The 21,799-nt window shown below is 70.6% G+C and carries 22 protein-coding genes and 1 pseudogene; 12 read left to right on the forward strand and 11 right to left on the reverse strand.

What is annotated here, in order from left to right:
• Window positions 1–685 (reverse strand): annotated as a pseudogene (locus tag ADY59_RS37115) (hypothetical protein); the annotation flags it as partial.
• Between the two features lie 152 nt (window positions 686–837).
• Between ADY59_RS37115 and purF the strand changes: the two are divergent.
• Together purF and purM are read left to right on the forward strand one after the other, a co-directional pair.
• Window positions 838–2,274 carry an amidophosphoribosyltransferase gene (purF, locus tag ADY59_RS37120; protein WP_049572770.1) on the forward strand — a complete coding sequence of 479 codons (1,437 nt, stop codon included), beginning with the start codon at window positions 838–840 and terminating at the stop codon, window positions 2,272–2,274.
• Window positions 2,271–3,296, forward strand: a complete 1,026-nt coding sequence (gene purM / locus ADY59_RS37125) for a phosphoribosylformylglycinamidine cyclo-ligase (protein WP_049572771.1) — start codon at window positions 2,271–2,273, stop codon at window positions 3,294–3,296. Before purF ends, purM begins: the two co-directional genes overlap by 4 nt.
• Here purM and ADY59_RS37130 read toward each other — a convergent pair.
• Complete coding sequence (locus tag ADY59_RS37130) at window positions 3,287–3,838, reverse strand: CGNR zinc finger domain-containing protein (protein WP_049572772.1); 552 nt, start codon at window positions 3,836–3,838, stop codon at window positions 3,287–3,289. The genes purM and ADY59_RS37130 overlap by 10 nt on opposite strands.
• A gap of 68 nt (window positions 3,839–3,906) precedes the next feature.
• On the opposite strand from ADY59_RS37130, the gene ADY59_RS51880 reads away from it, so the two are divergent.
• On the forward strand, window positions 3,907–5,319 hold the full coding sequence (locus ADY59_RS51880; RefSeq protein ID WP_197094038.1) for an alpha/beta fold hydrolase: 1,413 nt from the start codon (window positions 3,907–3,909) through the stop codon (window positions 5,317–5,319).
• Window positions 5,320–5,428: 109 nt separating this feature from the next.
• Here the strand turns inward: ADY59_RS51880 and ADY59_RS37140 are convergent, their stop codons facing one another.
• The gene (locus ADY59_RS37140) at window positions 5,429–5,659 is read right to left on the reverse strand and encodes a DUF3073 domain-containing protein (protein WP_049572773.1); all 231 of its coding nucleotides are present in this window, start codon (window positions 5,657–5,659) and stop codon (window positions 5,429–5,431) included.
• A gap of 152 nt (window positions 5,660–5,811) precedes the next feature.
• The gene (locus ADY59_RS37145; RefSeq protein ID WP_049572776.1) at window positions 5,812–6,891 is read right to left on the reverse strand and encodes a Leu/Phe/Val dehydrogenase; all 1,080 of its coding nucleotides are present in this window, start codon (window positions 6,889–6,891) and stop codon (window positions 5,812–5,814) included.
• Window positions 6,892–6,998: 107 nt separating this feature from the next.
• Here ADY59_RS37145 and ADY59_RS37150 point away from each other — a divergent pair, with 107 nt between their 5' ends.
• Both ADY59_RS37150 and bldC read left to right on the forward strand, forming a co-directional pair.
• Window positions 6,999–7,862 (forward strand): hypothetical protein, encoded by an 864-nt coding sequence (locus ADY59_RS37150; protein ID WP_049572777.1) that lies wholly within the window; start codon window positions 6,999–7,001, stop codon window positions 7,860–7,862.
• Between the two features lie 324 nt (window positions 7,863–8,186).
• Window positions 8,187–8,390, forward strand: coding sequence for a developmental transcriptional regulator BldC (bldC, locus tag ADY59_RS37155; protein WP_013133571.1), 204 nt, complete (start codon window positions 8,187–8,189; stop codon window positions 8,388–8,390).
• Window positions 8,391–8,510: 120 nt separating this feature from the next.
• Here the strand turns inward: bldC and ADY59_RS37160 are convergent, their stop codons facing one another.
• On the reverse strand, window positions 8,511–9,149 hold the full coding sequence (locus ADY59_RS37160; RefSeq protein WP_231619073.1) for a TetR/AcrR family transcriptional regulator: 639 nt from the start codon (window positions 9,147–9,149) through the stop codon (window positions 8,511–8,513).
• A gap of 161 nt (window positions 9,150–9,310) precedes the next feature.
• On the opposite strand from ADY59_RS37160, the gene ADY59_RS37165 reads away from it, so the two are divergent.
• The 4 genes from ADY59_RS37165 (at window position 9,311) to ADY59_RS37180 (ending at window position 13,160) form a co-directional block, all read left to right on the forward strand.
• Window positions 9,311–10,321 carry a LacI family DNA-binding transcriptional regulator gene (locus ADY59_RS37165; protein ID WP_049572778.1) on the forward strand — a complete coding sequence of 337 codons (1,011 nt, stop codon included), beginning with the start codon at window positions 9,311–9,313 and terminating at the stop codon, window positions 10,319–10,321.
• A gap of 120 nt (window positions 10,322–10,441) precedes the next feature.
• A complete protein-coding gene (locus tag ADY59_RS37170; RefSeq protein ID WP_049572779.1) occupies window positions 10,442–10,690 on the forward strand; it encodes a hypothetical protein in 249 nt (82 codons plus the stop codon).
• A gap of 47 nt (window positions 10,691–10,737) precedes the next feature.
• On the forward strand, window positions 10,738–11,577 hold the full coding sequence (locus ADY59_RS37175) for an N-acetylmuramoyl-L-alanine amidase (protein ID WP_049572780.1): 840 nt from the start codon (window positions 10,738–10,740) through the stop codon (window positions 11,575–11,577).
• The gene (locus tag ADY59_RS37180; protein WP_049572781.1) at window positions 11,574–13,160 is read left to right on the forward strand and encodes a beta-N-acetylhexosaminidase; all 1,587 of its coding nucleotides are present in this window, start codon (window positions 11,574–11,576) and stop codon (window positions 13,158–13,160) included. Before ADY59_RS37175 ends, ADY59_RS37180 begins: the two co-directional genes overlap by 4 nt.
• Before the next feature lie 3 nt (window positions 13,161–13,163).
• Here ADY59_RS37180 and recD2 read toward each other — a convergent pair whose 3' ends face one another.
• Genes recD2 through ADY59_RS37200 form a run of 4 tightly spaced genes read right to left on the reverse strand, consistent with a single transcriptional unit; the run spans window position 13,164 to window position 17,593 of the window.
• Entirely contained in the window at window positions 13,164–15,305 is a 2,142-nt protein-coding gene (recD2, locus tag ADY59_RS37185) for an SF1B family DNA helicase RecD2 (RefSeq protein WP_063780902.1), read from the reverse strand.
• 9 nt (window positions 15,306–15,314) lie between these two features.
• Window positions 15,315–15,884 carry a GNAT family N-acetyltransferase gene (locus ADY59_RS37190; RefSeq protein WP_049572782.1) on the reverse strand — a complete coding sequence of 190 codons (570 nt, stop codon included), beginning with the start codon at window positions 15,882–15,884 and terminating at the stop codon, window positions 15,315–15,317.
• On the reverse strand, window positions 15,884–16,936 hold the full coding sequence (locus ADY59_RS37195) for a quinone-dependent dihydroorotate dehydrogenase (protein ID WP_197094040.1): 1,053 nt from the start codon (window positions 16,934–16,936) through the stop codon (window positions 15,884–15,886). Before ADY59_RS37195 ends, ADY59_RS37190 begins: the two co-directional genes overlap by 1 nt.
• Window positions 16,937–16,942: 6 nt before the next feature.
• Entirely contained in the window at window positions 16,943–17,593 is a 651-nt protein-coding gene (locus ADY59_RS37200; RefSeq protein ID WP_049572786.1) for a response regulator, read from the reverse strand.
• Window positions 17,594–17,612: 19 nt separating this feature from the next.
• Here ADY59_RS37200 and ADY59_RS37205 point away from each other — a divergent pair, with 19 nt between their 5' ends.
• Together ADY59_RS37205 and lpdA are read left to right on the forward strand one after the other, a co-directional pair.
• Window positions 17,613–17,987 (forward strand): tautomerase family protein, encoded by a 375-nt coding sequence (locus ADY59_RS37205; RefSeq protein ID WP_049572787.1) that lies wholly within the window; start codon window positions 17,613–17,615, stop codon window positions 17,985–17,987.
• Between the two features lie 41 nt (window positions 17,988–18,028).
• Window positions 18,029–19,408: a dihydrolipoyl dehydrogenase gene (lpdA, locus tag ADY59_RS37210; RefSeq protein ID WP_049572788.1), complete on the forward strand. Its 1,380-nt coding sequence runs from the start codon at window positions 18,029–18,031 to the stop codon at window positions 19,406–19,408.
• 61 nt (window positions 19,409–19,469) lie between these two features.
• Here lpdA and ADY59_RS47795 read toward each other — a convergent pair whose 3' ends face one another.
• Window positions 19,470–19,874, reverse strand: coding sequence for a tyrosine-type recombinase/integrase (locus ADY59_RS47795; RefSeq protein WP_053175509.1), 405 nt, complete (start codon window positions 19,872–19,874; stop codon window positions 19,470–19,472).
• 220 nt (window positions 19,875–20,094) lie between these two features.
• On the opposite strand from ADY59_RS47795, the gene ADY59_RS37220 reads away from it, so the two are divergent.
• Window positions 20,095–20,490, forward strand: coding sequence for a hypothetical protein (locus ADY59_RS37220; protein ID WP_049572789.1), 396 nt, complete (start codon window positions 20,095–20,097; stop codon window positions 20,488–20,490).
• A 1,127-nt stretch (window positions 20,491–21,617) separates the two neighbouring features.
• Here ADY59_RS37220 and ADY59_RS52940 read toward each other — a convergent pair.
• A partial coding sequence (locus tag ADY59_RS52940) for a hypothetical protein (RefSeq protein ID WP_231619075.1) occupies window positions 21,618–21,799 on the reverse strand: 182 nt, incomplete at its 5' end.

Genomic DNA, 21,799 nt, shown 5'->3' on the forward strand with positions numbered 1-21,799 from the left:
GTTGGGTGCCGGTGGGCGGGGGCTCGTCGCCCGGGGCGAGGGCGTCGCCCTCGGTCGGGCGCTGCGGCTCGGCCTCCGAGCGCGCAGGCCGCTCGGCGGAGGGGGGCTCGAACGAGGGGCGGTCCGACGGCGGCGGGTCGTAGCGGGACGGGCTCCGGGCGCCCGCCGGTCCGGGCTCGTCGTCCGAGGCGGCGCCTTCCCAGCCTGGGTACGACGGGGTCGAGCCGGGCATCGGGTAGGACTGGGTGTCGCCGGACCGGTTCCAGTCGGGCGTGCCGAACACCGCCGTGCGTTCCGCGTCCGTCTCGTCGGGAGCGGTGGCCGGTTCGGGCGTCTCGGGCGCCGTGGGCAGATCCGGGTGCGTGGGCCCTTCGGGCGTCGGCCCGGGCACGGGCTCGGGCGCGGGTGCGGGCCCCGGTTCGGGAGGCGACGGCACACCGGGCTGGGGCACGACGGGCGGCGCCGGGGTGATCGGCTCCTCGGTCTCGCCGGGCTCGTCATCCCCGGGCGGCTCGTCGGAGCGGGCGGGCCGGTCCGACGGGGGCTCCTCGGCCGCGCCCTCGGCCCACCAGGCGTGGGCGGCCGTCTGGCCGGGCTCCTGGACGGGAGGTTCGTGGGCCGGTTCGTCCGGGCCGGGACGGTTCTCGCGTGGGCGAGGCTGGTTCGGGTCCCCAGGTGTGGTCACGTCTGCGTCTCCCCGACGGGTCGAATGCCGGAAACTTCACCTTTTCGCGGGAGCGCCCTTCGCAACCATCCGACACGGTAAGACCCCGGTCATCCTTGGCTCAAACAACCCGGGTGTGCGAGCACGGAAGACCGCAACCTAGACTGAAGCATGTGCTGAAGGGCGACGGCCGGCTCGGCCATGACCTGGACCCCCAAGACCGCGCTCCGAAGGATGCCTGTGGTGTCTTCGGCGTCTGGGCGCCAGGCGAGGAAGTTTCCAAACTCACCTACTACGGGCTGTACGCGTTGCAGCACCGCGGCCAGGAGTCCGCGGGCATCGCGGTCAGCGAGGGCAGCCGCATCCTCGTCTACAAGGACATGGGCCTGGTGGCCCAGGTCTTCGACGAGTCGGTGCTGGGCACGCTGCGCGGCCACATCGCGGTGGGTCACTGCCGCTACTCCACGACCGGCTCCAGCGTGTGGGAGAACGCGCAGCCGACGTTGAGCTCGACCGAGGTCGGCGGTCTCGCGCTGGCCCACAACGGCAACCTGATCAACACCCCGGAGCTGGCCCAGCGCCTGACGCCGGGCGCCACCCGGGCGACGACCGACACGGAGGTCCTCACCACGCTGCTGGCGCAGGACCGCAGCCGTTCCATCGAAGACTCGGCCGCCGAGCTGCTGCCGCAGGTCAAGGGCGCCTACTCGCTGGTGTTCATGGACGAGAAGACGCTGTACGCGGCCCGCGACCCGCAGGGCATCCGCCCGCTGGTGCTGGGCAGGCTGGAGCGCGGCTGGGTGGTGGCCTCGGAGACGGCGGCGCTCGACATCGTGGGCGCCACGTTCACCCGTGAGATCGAGCCCGGCGAGCTGCTGACGATCGACGAGCGCGGCGTCAGGTCGCGCCGGTTCGCGCTGGCCGAACCCAAGGGCTGCCTGTTCGAGTACGTCTACCTGGCCCGCCCCGACACGACGATCGCGGGCCGCGGCGTGCAGGTCACCCGGGTCGAGGTGGGCCGCGTGCTGGCCCGTGAGCATCCGGTCGAGGCCGACCTGGTGATCCCCACGCCCGAGTCGGGCACCCCGGCGGCCGTGGGCTACGCCGAGGAGAGCGGCATCCCGTACGGCCAGGGCCTGGTGAAGAACTCGTACGTGGGCCGCACCTTCATCCAGCCGTCGCAGACGATCCGCCAGCTCGGCATCAGGCTCAAGCTCAACCCGCTGCGCGAGGTCGTCGAGGGCAAGCGGCTGGTCGTGGTGGACGACTCGATCGTGCGCGGCAACACGCAGCGGGCGATCGTGCGGATGCTGCGCGAGGCCGGCGCCCGCGAGGTGCACGTACGGATCTCGTCGCCGCCGGTGGCGTGGCCGTGCTTCTACGGCATCGACTTCGCCACGAGGGCCGAGCTGATCGCGGGCTCGCTGTCGGTCGAGGAGATCCGCGCCTCGCTGGGCGCCGACTCGCTGGGCTACATCTCGCTCGAAGGGCTGACCGGGGCCACCACGATCCCGGCGGAGCGGCTCTGCCGGGCCTGTTTCGACGGCTCCTACCCCATCCCCATCGATCAGGACAACGTGGGCAAGTTCGTGTTGGAGAGCAAGGCATGAGCACGTACGAGGCGGCCGGGGTCGACATCGAGGCCGGTGAGCGCGCGGTCACGCTGATGAAGGACAAGGTCGCGCGGTCGCGCCGGCCGGAGGTGGTCGACGACGCCAGCGGGTTCGCGGGGCTGTTCGACGCCTCGGCGCTGCTGCGTTTCAAGCGGCCGCTGCTGGCCACGTCCACCGACGGGGTCGGCACCAAGGTCATGCTCGCCCAGCAGTACGGCAAGCACGACACGATCGGCATCGACCTGGTCGGCATGGTGCTGGACGACCTGGTGGTGTGCGGGGCCGAGCCGCTGTTCATGACCGACTACATCGCGTGCGGCAAGGTGCTGCCGGAGCGGATCGCGGAGATCGTCGGCGGTGTCGCCGAGGGTTGCCGGCTGGCCGGTGCGGCGCTGGTGGGCGGCGAGACCGCCGAGCATCCCGGCGCGATGGGCCCCGACGAGTACGACCTGGCGGGCGCGGGCACGGGCGTGGTGGAGGCCGACCGGATGCTGGGCCCGTCCCGGGTCCGGGAGGGTGACGTGGTGCTGGGGCTGGCGTCGTCGGGCGTCCACTCCAACGGCTACTCGCTGGTCCGCCACGTGATCGCCAACTCCTCGCTGACCCTCGACACCGTGCTGCCCGAGCTGGGCCGCCCGCTGGGCGAGGAGCTGCTGGAGCCGACGCGCGTCTACTCGCTCGACTGCCTGGAGCTGGCCCGCACGGCGGACGTGCACGCCTACGCGCACATCACCGGCGGCGGCGTCGAGGGCAACCTGTCGCGCTCGCTGCCGGGCCATCTCGACGCCCGCCTGGACCGCTCCTCGTGGACGCCTCCAGCGGTCTTCGAGGTGCTGGCCGGCCACGGCGGCATCGCCCAGAAGGACCTGGACCGCACCTTCAACCTGGGGGTCGGCATGGCCGCGATCGTGGCGGCCGACGACGCCGACGCGTCGATCCGCCTGCTGGCCGGGCGTGGCCTGCCGGCGTGGGTGATGGGTGAGGTCGTGCCCGGTTCGGGCCTGGCCGCCTACAGCTGACCGCTCTTGGCGCGCTCGTAGTGGCGCGCCACCCGGACGCGGTTGCCGCACAGCTCCGGCGAGCACCAGCGGCGTCGCGGATGCGCCGGCAGGAAGAACATCCGGCAGCCCGGGGCCTCGCATGACTTGATCCTGCTCGCCCCGGGCGTGCCGAGCAGGGTGATCGCGGCTTCGGCCAGTTCGGCGAGCAGCCGGTCGAGCGGGGCGGCGTCGCGGCGGCTCTCCACGCCGGAGTCACCGAGGACCAGGTGGGCCGGGGCCGCGCGGGCGGCCTCGTTGAGCGCGGCGACCGCCGCTGCTGGCGGGGTCCGCCCCGCGGCCACCGCCGTGACGGCCGCCTCCACGTGCGCGCGCAGCCGGCGCACCGCCGCGAGCCCGGCCGCGGGGAGCGGCGACGGGAGCCCGGTCAGCCGTTCGGACTGGCGTGCCAGCCAGACGCCGAGGCCGTCGGCCGTGTCGAGGAAGTCGGCGTCGCCCGCGGGCGTGTGCGCCCGCGTGTTGACCAGGTCCAGCGCGAGCGGCTCTCCTGTGAGCACTTCCATGAACTAATGGTACATCCGCCTCCGATGCGTTATAACTAATGCATCATCCAAGGAAAGAGGCATTAGTCATGGACGTTCCTCAGGTGCGCCACGGGTTCGCCGATGTCGGCGACGTGCGGGTGTTCTATCGCGAGACGGGCCCGGCGGGCGGTGTGCCGGTGCTGCTCCTGCACGGCTTCCCGTCGGCCTCACACCAGTACAGGCGGCTGATGGACGCGCTCGGCGGGCGCTACCGGCTGATCGCGCCCGACTATCCGGGATTCGGCCACACCCGGGCGCCGGACGACTTCACGTACTCCTTCGAGCGGCTCGCCGACGTGATGGAGGGGTTCGTGACCGAGCTGGGGCTGCGGCGCTTCATCCTGTACGCGTTCGACTTCGGCGGCCCGGTCGGGTTCCGGCTGGCCACCCGCCATCCCGAGTGGATCGCCGGCCTCATCGTGCAGAACGCGAACGCGTACGAGGAAGGGCTGTCCGAGGCGGCGAAGGCCACCATCGGCGCGCCGCCGGAGGAACTGTTCACCCTGGCGGTCACCCGGAGCCAGTACGAGAGCGGCGCCGCCGATCCTGCCCTGATCGCCCCCGACGGGTGGACGCTCGACCAGCACTTCCTCGACCTGCCCGGCCGCAAGGAGGCGCAACTGGCGCTCGCCCTGGACTACCGGTCCAACGTCGCGCTCTACCCCGTGTGGCAGTCCTGGCTGCGCGAGCACCGGCCGCCGGCCCTGATCGTGTGGGGGCGCGACGACCCGTTCTTCCCCGAGCCGGGCGCCCACGCCTACCTGCGCGACCTGCCCGACGCCGAGCTGCACGTGCTCGCCACCGGCCACTTCGCCCTGGAGGAGAAGCTGCCGGAGATCGCCCCGCTCGTCGCGCGCTTCCTCGACCGGCACGCCGCGCTGCGCATCGCCGTCATCGGCGGCACGGGGAACCTGGGCGGCGCGGTCGCCCGTGAGGCGGCCCGGCGCGGGCACCGGGTCAGCGCCCTGTCGAGCGCCGACGTGGACGCGCGCGACCCCGCCTCCATCAGCGCGGCCGTGTCCGGGCACGACGCCGTGGTCGCCGCGGTCAAGGGCGACGACGGGCTCGTGCCCGCCGCCGCGAAGGCGCTGGTCGAGGCGCGGGTCGGCAGGCTGGTGTTCGTCGGCGGCGGAGGCAGCCTGCTGACCGGCGACGGCGGGCGCTACGTGGACGCGCCGGACTTTCCCGCCCAGTATCGGCAGACCGCCCTGGACCAGGCCGAGGCGCTGGACTTCCTGCGCCGGCACGGCGGGAGCGTCGACTGGTCCTACGCCAGCCCGCCCCCGAGGTACCTGGTGCCGGGCGAGCGCACCGGCGCGTATCGGGCGGCGGCCCAGGAGCGTCCGATCGTCGACGAGCACGGCGAGAGCCGGGTCAGCATCGGCGACCTCGCCTCGGCCGTGGTGGACGCGCTGGAGTCGGGCGCCTTCATCAGGCAGCGTTTCACCGTCGGCACCTGAGCGCCGGAAGGCGGGCACGACAAAGCCCCACGGTCGCCCGTGGGGCCCGACGCTCGTTGCACGGATGGGTTCGCGCCGAGGCGCGAGCCCATGTCACGCAGAAGAACGGCTATCGACGGCCGGATGGACGGTCATCGTCGTCGTCTCCGGCGCCGTAGCCGTCGGCGTAATCGGCATAGCGATCCGCCAGCTCGTCGTTGAGGTCGTCGGCGTCGTCGTTGCGGCCGGGTTCACCGACCCCGAGTTCGTCGCGAAGTCGGTCAAGATCCGTGCCACCGCTGTTGTACTTCAGCTGGCGAGCAACCTTGACCTGCTTGGCCTTTGCTCGGCCGCGCCCCATTGGCTCGACCCCCTCGTGTGGGGTCGTCCCCGACCCCTCGTCGCTAACGCACCACACACTGACGCCACCCTGACTTTGGGCGTCAGCCTATCGTTCGCCTATTACCGTACCTGTTTTGTGCCCAGCTCGGTACGTCGTATGGGCGCGGGGCGTCAGCGGCCCAACCAAATGCCCCTAATGCGCCCGACTTCCGACATTCTACGTTCAGCCAGCCTATCCGCTGCGACCGCCGGAGGAACGCCCTCGTCCGCGGCGATCCCGAAGATCTTCAGAGTCGTGTCGTAGATCTGGACGGCCTTGGCCCTGGCCCGTTCCATGTCGAAGCCGCTGATCTCGTCGGCCACCTGGATGACGCCGCCCGAGTTGACCACGTAGTCGGGCGCGTACAGGATGCCGCGCTCGTCGAGCTGCTTCTCCACGCCCGGGTGGGCGAGCTGGTTGTTGGCCGCGCCGCAGACGACCTTGGCGCGCAGCCTGGCCACCGTGGCGTCGTCGAGCGCGCCGCCCAGCGCGCAGGGCGCGAACACGTCGATGTCGGCCCCGGTCAGGGCCTGCGCGTCGGCCACCACGTCGACCTCCGGGTGGCGCTGCCGTACGCGCTCGATCGCCTGCTCGCTGACGTCGCAGATCACCACGTCGGCGCCGTCCTCGCGGAGCAGGTCGACCAGGCGGTGGCCGACCTTGCCGACGCCCTCGACGCCGACGCGCCTGCCGTGCAGCGACGGCGTGCCGAAGACGCGCTCCGCCGAGGCGCGCATGCCCTGGAAGACGCCGAAGGCGGTGAGGATGGAGGAGTCGCCGGCGCCGCCGTTGGCCAGCGTGCGGCCGGTCACGTGGCGCGACTCGCGGGCCACGATGTCCATGTCCTCGCTGTAGGTGCCGACGTCGCAGGCGGTGATGTAGCGCCCGCCGAGCGTCTCGACGAAGCGGCCGTAGGCGCGCAGCAGCGCCTCGCTCTTGTCACGGGCCGGGTCGCCGATGATGACGGCCTTGCCGCCGCCGAGGTCGAGCCCCGCCAGCGCGTTCTTGTAGGCCATGCCCTTGGCAAGGTTGAGCACGTCGGCGAGCGCCGCCGACTCACTCTCGTACGGATAGAACCTGGTGCCTCCGAGAGCCGGGCCGAGCTGGGTGTTGTGGATCGCGATGATGGCACGCAGGCCGCTCTGCTCGTCGGCGCAGAAGACGACCTGCTCATGAACGTCCTTGTGGGACGAGCCGAAGACGTCGGTCACGGTAGTGACTCCCTGTCCGGTCCGCCGCCCCTTCGCGGCGGAGATCGCCTACCAGCGTAGTGGGCACCACGGTGCGAGCGCCGACGGCTTCATGACACGATGCCTGCGTGCTGCCCTATGCCGCCTACCTCCGCGTCTATGAGCCGCTGACCGCGTTCTCCGAGTCTGAGCGCAAGGTCTGGGCCGACTATGCCGACTCGAACGACCGCCCCCGCCGGGCCAACGCGCTCCAAGCCGAGCACGGCGAGTCCGTCAGGCGGCTCCTCGGCGCGCCACCGGAGCTGGTCCCCTCGCAGGAAAGCCCCAACGCCTACCTGCGGCGCGTCGAGGACCGGCTGTACGTCTGCCCCTGGCAGACCCGGTTGCGCTCCTGGCTGGCCTTCTCGAAGCTGCGCGGCAGCACCCCGGCCAAGCTGATGGACCGCATCGTCTCCAAGACGATCGCCGACCAGACGGCCGACGACTTCGACCGCTACAAGCGCGCGGGCGGCTCGTCGGCGCTGCGCACCCACATCCGCACCACGGCGTGGCACGTGCCTCCGTCGTGGTTCGTGCCTTTCGATGGGAACGAGCGCTGGCTGGTGCTCGGCTCCTCCACACCCGGACAGGACGTGACCACCACTACGGGGCGCAACCTCATCTACGTCACCTCCATGGCGCAGGCCAGGAGGCGGGCCGCTCGGGCGCTGCAGGTGCTGCGCCGGCACCTGGGCGACACCTCGCCCAACTTCGACGTGGAGGACGTGGCGCGGTGGCTGGAGGAGTTCCATCCGCACTCTCTGGTGGAGCTCGACTACGGCGGCCTGGTGCATCTGATGAACGACGACGCGCTCCAGGCGGACCAGTCGGTTGCGGAGCTTTCGGCCGCTTTGACGGGTCTGGACACGGGTCAAGAAGAACTTGCCTATGCCATGTACCAGAGGGTCATCCTTCGCTGGAAGTCAATGCAACTTCTGGAATCTGCCAACTGAACACCAATACGACGCTCTGACCTGCATGAGTAGGTCACGACTCGCGGCTGCTCTCTTCTGCGAACTGAGTAGTTTGCCGTTTTCACTGCGATACCACGAAACGTGTCGCTAGAATCACCGAGCGTGACATCGCCATGGGGGCGGGCAGTTGGGTCAAAGAAGGGCTCGCCAATCGCTCTGCGTGGCGGTATGGTCACATCGGGTGATGCCGCATATGGCTCAGAAAAGCCGCACGCTCTGCGCCATAGGGGGACATCCGTGACACGCGCAAAGGCAGTCACAGGATCGCGCTAAGCCGGTCCACACGGAGGAGAGGCCGCACAAATGTCAGCTCGTACACCCGAGGCCGAGCCGCTGCTCACGCCCGCCGAGGTCGCGACCATGTTCAGGGTCGACCCCAAGACCGTTACCAGGTGGGCCAAGGCGGGCAAGTTGACGTCGATTCGCACCCTCGGCGGTCACCGGCGTTACCGGGAGACCGAGGTCCGCGCACTGCTCGCGGGGATTCCGCAGCAGCGTTCGGAGTAGAAACGATCCTCAGGGGGGTTGAACGGTGGGCCAGGTCCGCACGACCCGGTCCACCCCTGTGACGCTACGACGTCGCATGTGGGAGCTGGCGCCGCCCGCCCGGCGCCATTTCTCCCCTGGCTAGCCGTGCTGCTCCAGCAGCCGGCGGGCGTCGGGGTCGTGCCGGGCGGCGACGCCGAGCAACGCCACCATCTGCTCGACGAGCATGCGTTCGAGCGTGGTCCGCTCGATGTCGCGGTGCTCCAGCCAGTCCAGCCCGGCCGTCTCGACCGAGGCGATCCACGACCGCAGCGTCGTACGCAGCGCCGGGCTCGGCTCCTCCACGCGCATCTGCCGCTGGACGAGCCGGAACAGCCGCTGCCTGACCCCGTCGACGATCTCGCCGACCTCGCCGGTCCGGTTGGCCGGGCCGCCGCGCAGCAGCGCCGCGAAGCCCGCCGCGTGCTCTTCCACGAAGTCGAAGTAGCGCCCGAGCCCCGAGGCCAGGTCGTCGAGCGGGCTGCCGCCGTCCTGCGGGCGCAGCCGCGCCTCCAACTGGCCGGCCGCGCTCCTCAGCGCCGCCACGTAGAGCTCCTGCTTGCCACCGAAGTAGTGGTAGACCAGGGCCCGTGACGCCCCGGCGGCCGAGGCCACGTCGTCGATCGAGACATCCTCGGCGTCCCGGGCGCCGAACAGCTCCAGGGCTGCCGCCATGAGCTCCTCGCGCCGCCGGTCGACGCTCAGCCTGCGCCGGGGCGGCCGCGCCGTCTCGGGTGTCACCCCTGCACAGTATCCGAGCCCTGACCAGTAGCGATCGGGTCATTGGCGACAAGGCCGTACCCTGCGGCGAACTCGATCGTTTGGTGGTACAGGTGCCCAACTTCGCATCGCGGGGGAGACACATGTCAGGACCGCCCGTCAAGACTCCGAGCATCACCGACATGAGAGAGGTCGATACGCTGCCTCGGCCCAGGCCCACCATCCGCAACGTCGCCGAACGAGCCGGCGTCTCGAAATCGCTGGTCTCCCTCGTGCTTCGCGGATCCCCGCACGTGAGCGAGCATCGGCGCCAGGCTGTCCTCCAGGCCGCCCGCGAGCTCGGCTACCGGCCGAACGCGGTCGCCCGCAGCCTGGTCGAAGGCCGTACTCACCTCGTCGGCGCGCTCGTCGCCGACCTCCACAATCCCTTCTACGCCGAGTTCCTCGACGGCCTGCAGGAGAGCCTGCACGGCGACGGGTTACGCATGCTGATCGGGAACAGCCAATGGGATCCCGCGTTCGAGGACGAGGCCGTGGAGGCCTTCCTGGAGCTGCGGGTCGACGGCCTGGTCCTGCTGGGCATCGCGCCGACCAGCGCCACCCTCATCGAGGCGACCTCCTACACCCCGACGGTCGTCGTCGGGGAACGTGACATCGAGCTCGAAGGCGTCGACATCGTCGTCGACGACGACCAACTCGGCGCCCGCCTGGCCATCGACCACCTGGTCGAAGCCGGGCACAAGCGCATCGCGCACATCGAGGGCCCGCGGCCCTCCCGCTGCGAGGGCTACCTCGTGGCCATGCGCAGGCACTCGCTCGCCCCGTACATCATGGTCGAGGCCGCGGACTCGTCCGAGGACGGCGGCCGCGACGCGGCGATCGCCCTCCTGACCCGGGACCCCAGGCCCACGGCGATCTTCGCCGCCAACGACGTGGTCGCGCTCGGCGTGCTCTCCGCCGCGAGCGAGCTGGGCCTGCGCGTCCCCGAAGACCTCTCCGTGGTCGGCTACGACAACACCCACCTGTCGGCCTCGAACCACATCTCCCTCACCTCGGTGGACCAGCCGCGCCGCGCCATGGGCCGGTCGGCCGCCACGCTGCTGAGCGACCGCATCACCGACCCGGGCAAGGGCGCCCGGCTGCGCCAGATCACGCCGGAGCTGATCGTGCGCCGCAGCACGGGTCCGGCCTAAGAGCGGGCCAAAGTCGGGTCAACACGCTCCGTGACCGCGCCCCCGGCGGTTTACTCGTCAGGGTCATGCACATTGTGGCCGGATTCGGTCCGGCCACGATCTGATCCGGGGGGAACAGTCATGCGTGATCCGGAACTGGTGTCCTGCGCCCAGCGCGCGGCGGCCGAGCTCGAACGCGCCTGGGCGCAGTGGCGGGCCGGGCGCGGGCGGGGGACGGACGTCGGCGCGGAGTCCGTGGCCAGCTACGTCGCCCACTCCCTCGACCACCCGTGGGGCCGCCCCCGCGTCGTGCTCGGCCTGGACGCCGAGGACGCGCGGGAGCTGGCCGCCCTGCTGCAACGGCAGGAGGTCGGCGAACACGTCTGGTGAGGCGGTTCGCGGCCTTCCGGCGGCGGGATTCACGTAAGTTGGAGCCCATGCGCGCTCTACCCGCCACCGTCCTCGCCGTCTGCGGCCTGATCGCCTCCGCGTGCGGCGGCGCCGGTTCCGGCGAACCCGCCGCTGGTCAGGCCGCCGCCACAGCGTCCGCCCGCACGTCCGCCACCACGACCGAGCCCGACCCGACGGCGCCGGTCGAGCGGGCTCCGGCGGCCAAGCCGCTGGAGGGCAAGACGGTCGTCATCGACCCCGGCCACAACGGCGGCAACGCGCGCAACCCGAAGGCCATCAACCGCAAGGTCAACGTGCTGACCCAGTGGAAGGCCTGCGACACGACGGGCACCGCCACCGACGACGGCTACCCGGAGGCGGCCTTCACCTGGGACGTCTCCAAGCGGCTCGTCAAGATCCTCAAGAGCCGGGGCGCCCGGGTCAAGCTCACCCGGCCCAGCAACACCGGCGTCGGCCCGTGCATCACCGAGCGGGCCGCCATCGGCAACCGGAACAAGGCCGACGCCGCGATCTCGGTGCACGCCGACGGCTCGGCCGCGGCCAACCACGGTTTCCACGTCATCATGCCGAAGAAGATCAACGGCCCGGTGGACCCGGTGGTCAAGAAGTCGTCCGAGCTGGGCGTGGCCGTGCGTGACGCCTTCCGCGAGGGCACCGGCCTGCCCTACTCCACCTACATCGGCAGCAAGGCCCTCGACTACCGCAACGACCTGGGCGGACTCAACCTGTCGACGGTGCCGAAGATCTTCGTCGAGTGCGGCAACATGCGCAACGCGGCCGAGGCGGCCAAGTTCCGTGACCCGAGGTTCCGGCAGCGCATCGCACTGGCTTTGGCCAACGGATTGCAGCACTATCTCAATTCATGATTCCTCGCCCGTCGCTGCATCATTCGCTCTCCGTCTCCTATGAGCTCACCGCCGGCGCCACCGTGTCCGGCCCGCTGGTCGAGCCGGTACGGGCCGCGCTTCCCGGACTGGACCTGCTGCCCGGTGACGACGGCGCCGTCGCCACCCGGCTCGACCCCCGGCTGGACGCGGAGGCGTACCGGCTGTCGGCCGGATCACGCGGGATCGAGATCGCGGCGGGCGGCCGGGCGGGCGCCTTCTACGCTGCCCAGTCGTTGCGTCAGCTCCTGCCCGACGATTCCTACCGGTTCGGGGCCGGCTCGGCGTGGACCGTGCCCGGCGTGCGGATCGAGGACGCGCCCCGGTTCTCCTGGCGTGGCCTGCACCTGGACGTGGCCCGGCATTTCTTCCCCAAGCGGGAGGTCATGCGGCTGCTGGACCTGATGGCCGTGCACAAGCTGAACCGGCTGCACCTGCACCTGGCCGACGACCAGGGCTGGCGGGTGGAGAGCCTCGCCTACCCGCTGCTGCACGAGATCTCCTCGCACCGGCCGCGCACCGCGACCCACTTCTACCGCGAGCCCGAGGCGTACGACGACATCCCGCACGGCGGCTACTACACCCTGGCCGACCTGGCGGAGCTGGCCGCGTACGCGCGGTCCAGGGCCGTCACCATCGTGCCGGAGATCGACGTGCCGGGGCACGCGTCGGCGATCCTGGCGGCCTACCCGTCGCTCGGCGCGACCGGCGAGCCGCACGAGGTGATGGACCGGTGGGGCATCTCCCCCGCGATCCTGTCCCCGCTGCCGCCCACCGTCGAGTTCCTGACGACGGTCCTCGACGAGCTGCTCGGCGCGCTCGGCGAGACGCCGTACGTGCACATCGGCGGTGACGAGGTGGTGCTCGACCAGTGGGCCGCCTCGCCGGAGATCCGCGCCTACGGTGAGTCGCTGGGCCTGGCGACCGCCAACGACCTGCAGGCGTGGTTCCTGCGGCAGCTCGCCGACGCGCTGGCCGAGCGCGGGGTGCGGACTGTGGTGTGGGACGAGGCGTTCGTCAGCGGCGGGCTGCGCCAGGACACCGTCGTGATGCCGTGGCGCGGCATGAACGTCGGCCGCCGCGCCGCCGCCGCCGGCCACGACGTGGTGGCGACGCCGGTGTTCCCGCTGTACTTCGACTACGCGGAGGCAGCCTCGGCGGAGGAGCCGCTGGCGATCGGCGAGGCGATCACCGTCGCCGACGTGGCCGCCTTCGACCCGGCGCCCGGCGACTGGTCCGAGGAGGAGCGGGCGCGCGTCATCGGCGTGCAGGCCCAGCTCTGGAGCGAGCGGGTGCCCGACGGCCGCGTGCTGGACTACCGGCTGTGGCCCCGTACGTGCGCGCTGGCGGACGTCGCCTGGGGCGGCGGCGAGGGCTTCACCGAGCGGCTGGCGGCGCACCTGGGGCGGCTGGACGCGCTCGGCGTGGAATATCGGCCGCCGGCGGGGCCGCACCCGTGGCAGCGCCGCCGCCCGCACCGGCCGGGCGTCATCGACGTGTCGGCGGTGATGGCCCGCATCGACGGCATGACGCACGACGCGGAGTCGACCCGGCCCAGCGTCTGACGGTCACGGCGCGGCGAGCTGGAGCGCGAGCCGGTGCGGCAGTGCGGTGTTGCGCCGCCCGCCCAGCCGGTGCACGGCCAGCTCCAACGCGTCGCGCCCGCCGACCAGCACCACCCACGCCTTGGCCCGCGTGACCAGCGTGTAGAGCAGGCCGCGGCGCAGCATGACCCCGCCCGCCTCGGCGACCACCGGCGCCACCACGAACGGGTATTCGCTGCCCTGGGCCCGGTGCACGCTGATCGCGTAGGCGTGGGTGAGCTCGTCGAGCTCGTCGAAGGCGTAACCCACCGTGCGGCCGTCGTCGGTGCGCAGCTCGACGAGCCGCTCGCGCTGGTCGACGGTGGTCACGGTGGCGGTCTCGCCGTTGAAGACGCCCTTGTCGTAGTTGTTGCGGATGGGCATCACCCGGTCGCCCGGCCGGAAGACCGACGGGCCCGACCAGTGCTCGGGGACGCCCTCGCGGGCGGGGTTGAGCCGGTCCTGGAGCCTGCGGCCGAGCTCGGTGGCGCCGGTCTCGCCGCGCCGCATCGGGCACAGCACCTGCACCTGGCCGGGATCGACACCCTGTTTGCGGGGGATCGCCTCGGTGGCCAGCTCGATGACCCGCTCGGCGACCTTGACCGGGTCGTCCAGCTCCTCGAACCAGAAGCCGCCACCGCCCGGCAGGTCGGGAAGCTCGCCGGCGCGGATCCGGTGCGCGGCCCGTACGATGCCGCTGTCGTGCGCCTGGCGGAAGACGTGCGTGAGCCGCACGCGCGGCACCTCCGGCACGCTCAGCAGGTCGGCCAGCACCCTGCCGGGGCCGATGCTGGGCAGCTGGTCGCTGTCGCCGACGAACAGCAGGTGGCTGCCCGACGGCACGGCGGCGGTCAGCCGGGTGGCGAGGTGCAGGTCGAGCATCGACGCCTCGTCCACGACGATCAGGTCGGCCTGGGCGGGATCGTCGGCGAACAGCGCGCCGTCGTCGGGCTCGGCGCGCGCGGCGAGCAGCCGGTGCACGGTCATCGCGGGCAACCCGGTCAGCTCCGAGAGCCGCTTGGCGGCCTTGCCGGTCGGCGCGCACAACGTCACCGAGCCGCCCATCGCCCGCACGGTCGAGGCGATCGCCGCCACCGTGTGGCTCTTGCCGCACCCCGGCCCGCCGGTCAGCACGGAGACGGTGCTGGTCAGCACCAGGTTGACGGCGGCCCGCTGATCCTCGTGCAGCCGCTCGTCCTCGGTGTAGGGGCGCATCCGCAGCGTCGAGCGGGCCCGCAGCAGCCTGGCCAGATGCCCGGCCAGCGCCACCTCACGGCTGTGCTCCTGCTTGCCGTAGACGACGAGCCGGCCCGGGTCGGACGGCGACGGCTCCACGACGACGCGCCGCTCGGCGCTGAGCGCGTCGACGGCCCGCCTGACCGGCTCCTCGTCCTGCTCGACCAGCGCCACCACCTGGGTGACCAGCGCGTGCAGCGCCAGGAAGCAGTGCCCGCCGCCGGCGGCCGCCGCCTCCAGCCGGTCGACCACCGCCGCCCGCAGCCGCTTCGGACTGCTCTCCGGCACCCCCGAGCGCAGCGCGATCCGGTCGGCGGTGTGGAAGGCGATCCCCCGCACCCGCCCCACGAGCTGGTAGGGGTCCTTGGTCAGCACGTCGAGCGCGTCGTGGCCATAGGCCTGGTAGAGCTTGGCGGCGAGCAGCGGGCTGACGCCGAACCCCTGCAGGACCACCATGAGCTCGGCCACGGCCTTCTGCTCGGCCCACGCCTCGACGATCTGGGCCTGGCGGATCGCGCCGATGTTGACGACGTCGCGCAGCCGCTCGGGCTCGGTGTCGATGACCTTGAGCGTCTGCTCGCCGAACTGGCTGACGATCGCGTGCGCCAGGCGCGGGCCGACGCCGCGGATCAGGCCGGAGCCCAGGTAGAGCGTGATGGCGCGGACGCTGGACGGCGCGACGCGCTCGACCTGCTTGACGGCCAGCCGACGGCCGAAGCGCGGATGCGACTCCCACTCGCCGCCGAGCTGCAGCCGCTCCCCCGGCTGGACCCCGGCCAGCGCACGGCCCGCGGCCACGAAGGAGCCGGCGTCGTCGGAGCTCATCCGGGCCACGGTGTAGTGGTCGTCGTCGACGTGGACGAGCTGCTCGACGGAGGCCTCTACCTTCACGCCCGGAGACTAACGCCCGGCTACGACAGTCGGAGGCGGCCGGTCGTTCAGGATGCGCTGGAAGAGCAGGTGATCGCGCCATTCGCCGTTGATGTGCAGATAGTTGGGAGCGGTGCCGAACGGCTCGAAGCCGCACTTGCGCAGCACCCGCTGCGAGGCGACGTTGTCGAGCAGCGTGCCGGCCTGGACGCGGTGCAGCCCGAGCCGCTCGTCCGCCACCCGGCACACCACCTCCACGGCCCGGGTGGTGAGCCCGCGCCCGGCGTAGTCGGCGTCGATCCAGTAGCCCAGATGGGCGTTGCGGAACGGGCCGTGCACCAGGTCGTTGAGGTTCATGGCGCCCACGACGCGCTCGCCGTCGGCCAGCACCCACGGGATCACGCGGCCCGCCTCGCGCTGCTCGGCCAGGTCACGCAGGCGCGCCTCCTGCCCGGCCGTGGTGAAGAAGTGCTCGGGCCGCCACGGCTCCCAGGGGCGCAGGTGCTCGCGGTTGCGCACGTACGCCCGCGCGAGGGCTTCGGCGTCGGCCGTCTCCACCGGCCGCAGCACGATCCCGTCGCCCAGCTCCGTCTCGTCCATCACGCGGTCCGGCCGATGATCTCGGTGATCGACTTCACGCCGTGGCGTCGTACGCGCCTGGAGAGCTGGCGGTGGATGCGGGAGGCCCAGAGCGGGCCGCCGTAGATCCAGCCCGTGTAGCCCTGCACCAGCGTGGCTCCGGCGAGCAGGCGCTCCCAGACGTCGTCCACGTCCTCCACGCCGCCGACCGACACCAGCGTCAGGCGGTCGCCCACGCGGGCGCGCAGGCGGCGCAGCACCTCCAGCGAGCGCGCCTTGAGCGGACGGCCGGACAGGCCGCCGGTCTCGCCCGCGTGCCGGATGGTGGTGTTGGTCGCGATGATGCCGTCGAGGCCCAGCTCGACGGCGAGGTCGGCGACCGCGTCGACGTCCTCGTCGGCCAGGTCCGGGGCGATCTTGACGAGCAGCGGGGTGCGGCGGGGCGTGCCGTCGGCCACCTCCTTGACCGCCGACAGCAGCGGGCGCAGCAGCTCGACCGCCTGCAGGTCGCGCAGGCCGGGCGTGTTGGGCGAGCTGACGTTGACCACCAGGTAGTCGGCCAGCGGCGCCAGCTCCTTGGCGCTGGTCACGTAGTCGGCTACCGCGCCCGACTCGGGCACCACCTTGGTCTTGCCGATGTTGACGCCCACCACGACCGGCACCCCTCGGGTGCGGCTCAGGCGGCGGGCGGCGGCGCGGGCGCCGGCGTTGTTGAACCCCATCCGGTTGATGACCGCCCGCTCCGGCACCAGCCGGAACAGGCGGGGACGCGGGTTGCCCGGCTGGCCGTGCGCGGTGATGGTGCCGACCTCGACATGCGAGAACCCGAGCGCCGCCACCCCCTCGGCGCAGGCCGCGTCCTTGTCGAAGCCGGCGGCGAGCCCGAGCGGCCCGGGGAAGTGCACGCCGAAGGCGCTCACCCGCAGGGCCGCGTCGTGCGGTGCGAACGCCCGGTGCAGGGGTCGCTTGAGCAGGGGCAGCCTGGCGAGGATCGCGAGGCCCCTGACGGTCTGATGGTGCACGGCCTCGGCGTCGAACCGCCGCAAGACCTGCGTGAACACGAGGCGATACATCACGGGTCAGGTTACCAATCCGGCCTCGTGGGCGATGATCGCGGCCTGGACGCGGTTGCGCACGTCGAGCCGCGTCAGGATGGCGCTCACGTACGCCTTGACCGTGCCCTCCACGATGTGCAGCGTACGGGCGATCTCGGCGTTGGACAGGCCCGCGCCGAGCAGCGCCAGCACCTCGCGCTCGCGGTCGGTGAGCCCGGCGATGCGGTCGCGGGCCGCGGCGCCGCGGGACATCCGGCCGCCGGCCAGCTGCTTGATGACGCTCTGGGCGACCTTCGGCGACAGGTAGGCGGCGCCGCCGGCGACGGCGTGCACCCCGGCGATCAGCTCGCGCGGGTCACCGGACTTCAGCAGGAAACCGCCGGCGCCCACGTCGAGCGCCTTGGCGATGTAGTCGTCCTCGCCGAACGTGGTCAGCATCACCACCGCCGTGCCCGGCGCCGCCCTGCGGATCTCCGCCGCCGCCGCGAGCCCGTCGAGCCTCGGCATGCGGATGTCGAGCAGCGCCACGTCCGGGTGGTGGCTGATGGCCAGGTCCACCGCCTCCCGGCCGTCGCCGGCCTCGGCCACGACGTCCAGCTCGGGGTCGGAGGCGAGGATGGCCCGGACCCCGGCGCGGATCATGGCTTCGTCGTCGGCGAGCAGTATGCGAATCACACGTTCTATATTGGCCGACATGGCACAGGTGAAGGTTTACGGGCGCAGGGACGTATGGGACGGCCACCAGAAGGAGATCTCGGACCTGCTGCACCGGTGTGTGGTCAAGGCGTGGGGGCTGCCTGAGGACAAGAGGTTCCACCGGTTCCTGCTGCTCGACGCCGACAACCTGATCTGCCCGCAGCGCGGCGACGGCTATCTGATCATCGAGATCGTCTGCTTCACCGGCCGCAGCGACGAGGCCAAGCGGGCGCTGATCCGCGAGATCTACGACACGCTGCCATGGCCGAAGCAGGACGTGGAGATCACCATCATCGAGATGCCGCAGGTCAACTGGGGTATCCGAGGGCTTCCCGCGGACGAGCTGACGCTGTCGTACCGGGTCGAGGTATAGCGGGTCAGGAGTGCGCGCGGACGAGCGGTATGGTCCGAGTCATGAGCACAGACTATGACGTCGTCGTTCTCGGCGCCGGTCCGGGAGGATACACGGCCGCCGTCCGAGCCGCCCAGCTCGGGCTGCGCACCGCGGTCGTCGAGGAGAAATACTGGGGAGGCGTCTGCCTGAACGTGGGCTGCATCCCGTCCAAAGCGCTGCTGCGCAACGCGGAGCTGGCCCACATCTTCACCAAGGAGGCCAAGACCTTCGGCATCAGCGGCGAGGTCACCTTCGACTACGGCGCGGCGTTCACCCGCAGCCGCAAGGTGGCCGACGGCCGGGTCAAGGGCGTCCACTACCTGATGAAGAAGAACTCCATCACGGAGTACGACGGCCGGGGCACCTTCCTCGACGCCAACACGCTGCAGGTCAACGGCGAGACGATCACCTTCCGCCACTGCATCGTCGCCGCCGGCGCCACCACCCGGCTGATCCCCGGCACCCAGCTGTCGGAGCGCGTGGTCACGTACGAGGAGCAGATCCTCTCCGAGGAGCTCCCCTCCAGCATCGTCATCGCGGGCGCCGGCGCCATCGGCGTCGAGTTCGCGTACGTGCTGCACAACTACGGCGTCAAGGTCACGATCGTGGAGTTCCTCGACCGGATCGTGCCGCTGGAGGACGAGGAGGTCTCCGCCGAGCTGGCCAAGCGCTACAAGCGGCTCGGCATCGAGGTGCTCACCTCCACCCGCGTGGACAACATCGAGGACACCGGCTCCTCGGTCAAGGTCACCGTCTCGCGTGACGGGCAGCAGCAGGTGCTGGAGGCCGACAAGGTGCTCCAGGCGATCGGCTTCCAGCCGCGCGTCGACGGCTACGGCCTGGAGAAGACCGGCGTGCAGCTCACCGACCGGGGCGCGATCGCGATCGACGGCCGCTGCCGCACGAGCGTGCCGCACATCTTCGCGATCGGCGACGTCACGGCCAAGCTCATGCTCGCGCACGCCGCCGAGTCGATGGGCATCATCGCCGCGGAGACGATCGCGGGGGCCGAGACCATGGAGCTCGACTACGTGATGATCCCGCGCGCCACCTACTGCCAGCCGCAGGTGGCCAGCTTCGGCTACACCGAGACGCAGGCCCGTGACCTGGGCTACGAGGTCAAGGTGGCCAAGTTCCCGTTCACCGCGAACGGCAAGGCGCACGGCCTGGGCGACAGCGCCGGCTTCGTGAAGATCATCAGCGACGAGAAGCACGGCGAGCTGCTCGGCGCCCACCTGATCGGGCCCGAGGTCACCGAGCTGCTTCCGGAGCTCACGCTGGCCCAGCAGTGGGACCTCACCGTGCACGAGGTCGCCCGCAACGTGCACGCCCACCCGACCCTCGGCGAGGCGGTCAAGGAGGCGATCCACGGCCTGTCCGGCCACATGATCAACATGTGATCGATAGGGGCAAAAGTGCAAGGTGGACAGGTATTTCTGGGTCTCCGTGGTCAGCACGAAGTCAGCACGCGGCTGCCGGAACTTCAGCGATGCCTGTCTGGTAACCGGCCTGCATCACATCGAGCGCTCGATCCCGCGCCTCGTCCACGAGGTGGCCGTACGTACGGAATGTGATCCCGATGTCCTGGTGTCCCGGCCATCGGGACACGTCCGTGATGGGGATGCCCTGGGCGAGTTTCATGGATGCGTAGGAGTGGCGGAGTCCGTGAGGGGTGAAGTCCTCGGGAAGGCCCGCCCCCTTGGCTGCGGCGGCGAACGTCACCCGATGAGCCTCGTACCGCACCCAACCTCCCTTGGCCGCCTGGAACAGGTACCCGTCTGCAGCGCCGTGGCTCTGGATGTGCGTGGTGATGGCGGCGTGAAACGAATGGCGGCAGCGGCATGTCTCGGTAGTCCCCTTCCTCACGGTGCTTGAGCGGGCCTAAAGCGAACTAACAAACACCGATTTGCAGGGTTTCGTAGTTTTGTGTTGACAGACAAAACTCGGATGGCCAGCTTTCTCGGCGCTGTCTTCGAGTAGACCAGCCCCAACGTGAACGGTTAGGCGACACAGACACGTTGGGGCCGTACGGCCACGGAGATCTACCGGACACTCAAAAATCAAGGCGGCCGATCTCCGGGAGATCGTGGCCCAGCTCGACACGATCGAGGTCGTCAAGGGACACAGCGCCAAGGGCACCGGGGGACGGCCGAGCATGCGCTACCTCTACGTGACGCCTGAGGGTTCCGACGAAACTCATGAGCTGATCGATCTCGACACCGAGGAAACTCCCGAGATCGTTATCGAGGTGCTTGCCAAGTCAGCCACCAGCGAGGAGGCGGCTCCTGGGGGCCGTCAAGGCGTTCCTGTCCTCCCCTGCCGAGCGGAGATGCTCCAGGAGATCCTCAAGGGCATGATGGCCAAGCAGGCCGTTGCCAGCGTTCCCCACGAGGGCGCGGCGGCCAGGGCCAAGGCACCCACCCAGAGCCGGGCCAAGGGCAAGGCTGAGGCGCTCTTCCAGGCTCCCGAGGTAGCGGCGTAGCTGTCCAACTCGACAGGCCCCCGGCTCACAGTCCGGGGCCTGTCGATTGGTACGACACTCTCGCTGGCCTGGTACGTACACCGCGTACTCAACGGTGACAGCCTGGACGTTCAGCCCCCGGCACGCTGGCTATACCCACGACATACCGACCTCTGGTTCAGTTCTCCGAAGGATCCCAGCCCCAACACGGAGGACTCCTTGAAGAAGCTTACGGCAACGCTCGCCATCGCAGCGGCGGGCACATTCCTACTGGTCAGCCCTAGCGCCGCAAACGCTTACCCAGTCTGCACCACGGGGGTCCAGGTCCACATCCTCCCCGACTCCGGTTGGGCCAAATGCGACGCTGGCTTCGGGCATCGAGTTGTCGTCCACTGCAAAACATCCCCCTCCGCGGCAACATCAAAGTCCTGGGGCCCTTGGGTGGGACCAAGAGTTAAATCGTCCAAGACCTGCCCAAGCACCAAGCCATACATCAGTCACGTAACTTACGAGCGCATCATCGAGGCCAGGTAATAGTCCTGGCACCGAGGTCGTTGCCGAACAACGATGCGCCCGGCTCGCACACCTCACACATTGTTCTACCGGCTCGCCACTCCGCGATGTGAGCGGCACCGCCGCCTACTGGCTACACCTGCGGCCCGCGTGTAACGCGGTATTTTCGCATGGACCTTGTCCCGGTTCCCCTTTCCCGGACAACGAGATGCCCTGGCGTCGACCACAGGGGCGTCATCCGGAACGGCACCACCAGGCATAAGAACGACCAGCCTAGGTCTGCCCCTGCGGGGGAAGGTGGACGTCTGGCCCTATGCGGTCTGCTGGCACCCCGGCTAAGGGCGGCAGCTTGCTTAGCCGGGGCGTCCAGGAAACTTCCTTCAACACCCCTTCGTATGACAAAGCCATACGATGCCCGGGATGAGAACGGATGGCTTGCGCCCCCGTTCGGCGCTAATCGCGCTGCCTGCCGGGCAGCAAGCTTGTCGGCAAGTTCGTCCAGGCCTCCCGCGATAATCGCGTTGACCGAACCTGGAACGTCTTTATGCCGCACAGCGGCCACACCGATGGCCATGTCCGGCACGATCTTCCAATCGTCGCCGTAGGACGCCTCTAGCTCGTCGGTGGTCATGCGGCTATCCCCGCGTTCTGTGCCACGAGGGACGCAACCCTTTCCGGCCTGCCCGCCGGTACAACCTGGGCGTGGGGCCGTCCACGAACAGCGCCGGCTCGTAGACGGCCAGCTCCCGGATCCCGGCCCGCCCCTCGCCCGCGTACACCTGCCCGGCCTTGGAGCGGTTTTCGGGAGGGGTCGGGA

The organism is Nonomuraea sp. SBT364 (assembly GCF_001083785.1).
Taxonomy (GTDB): Bacteria; Actinomycetota; Actinomycetes; order Streptosporangiales; family Streptosporangiaceae; genus Nonomuraea.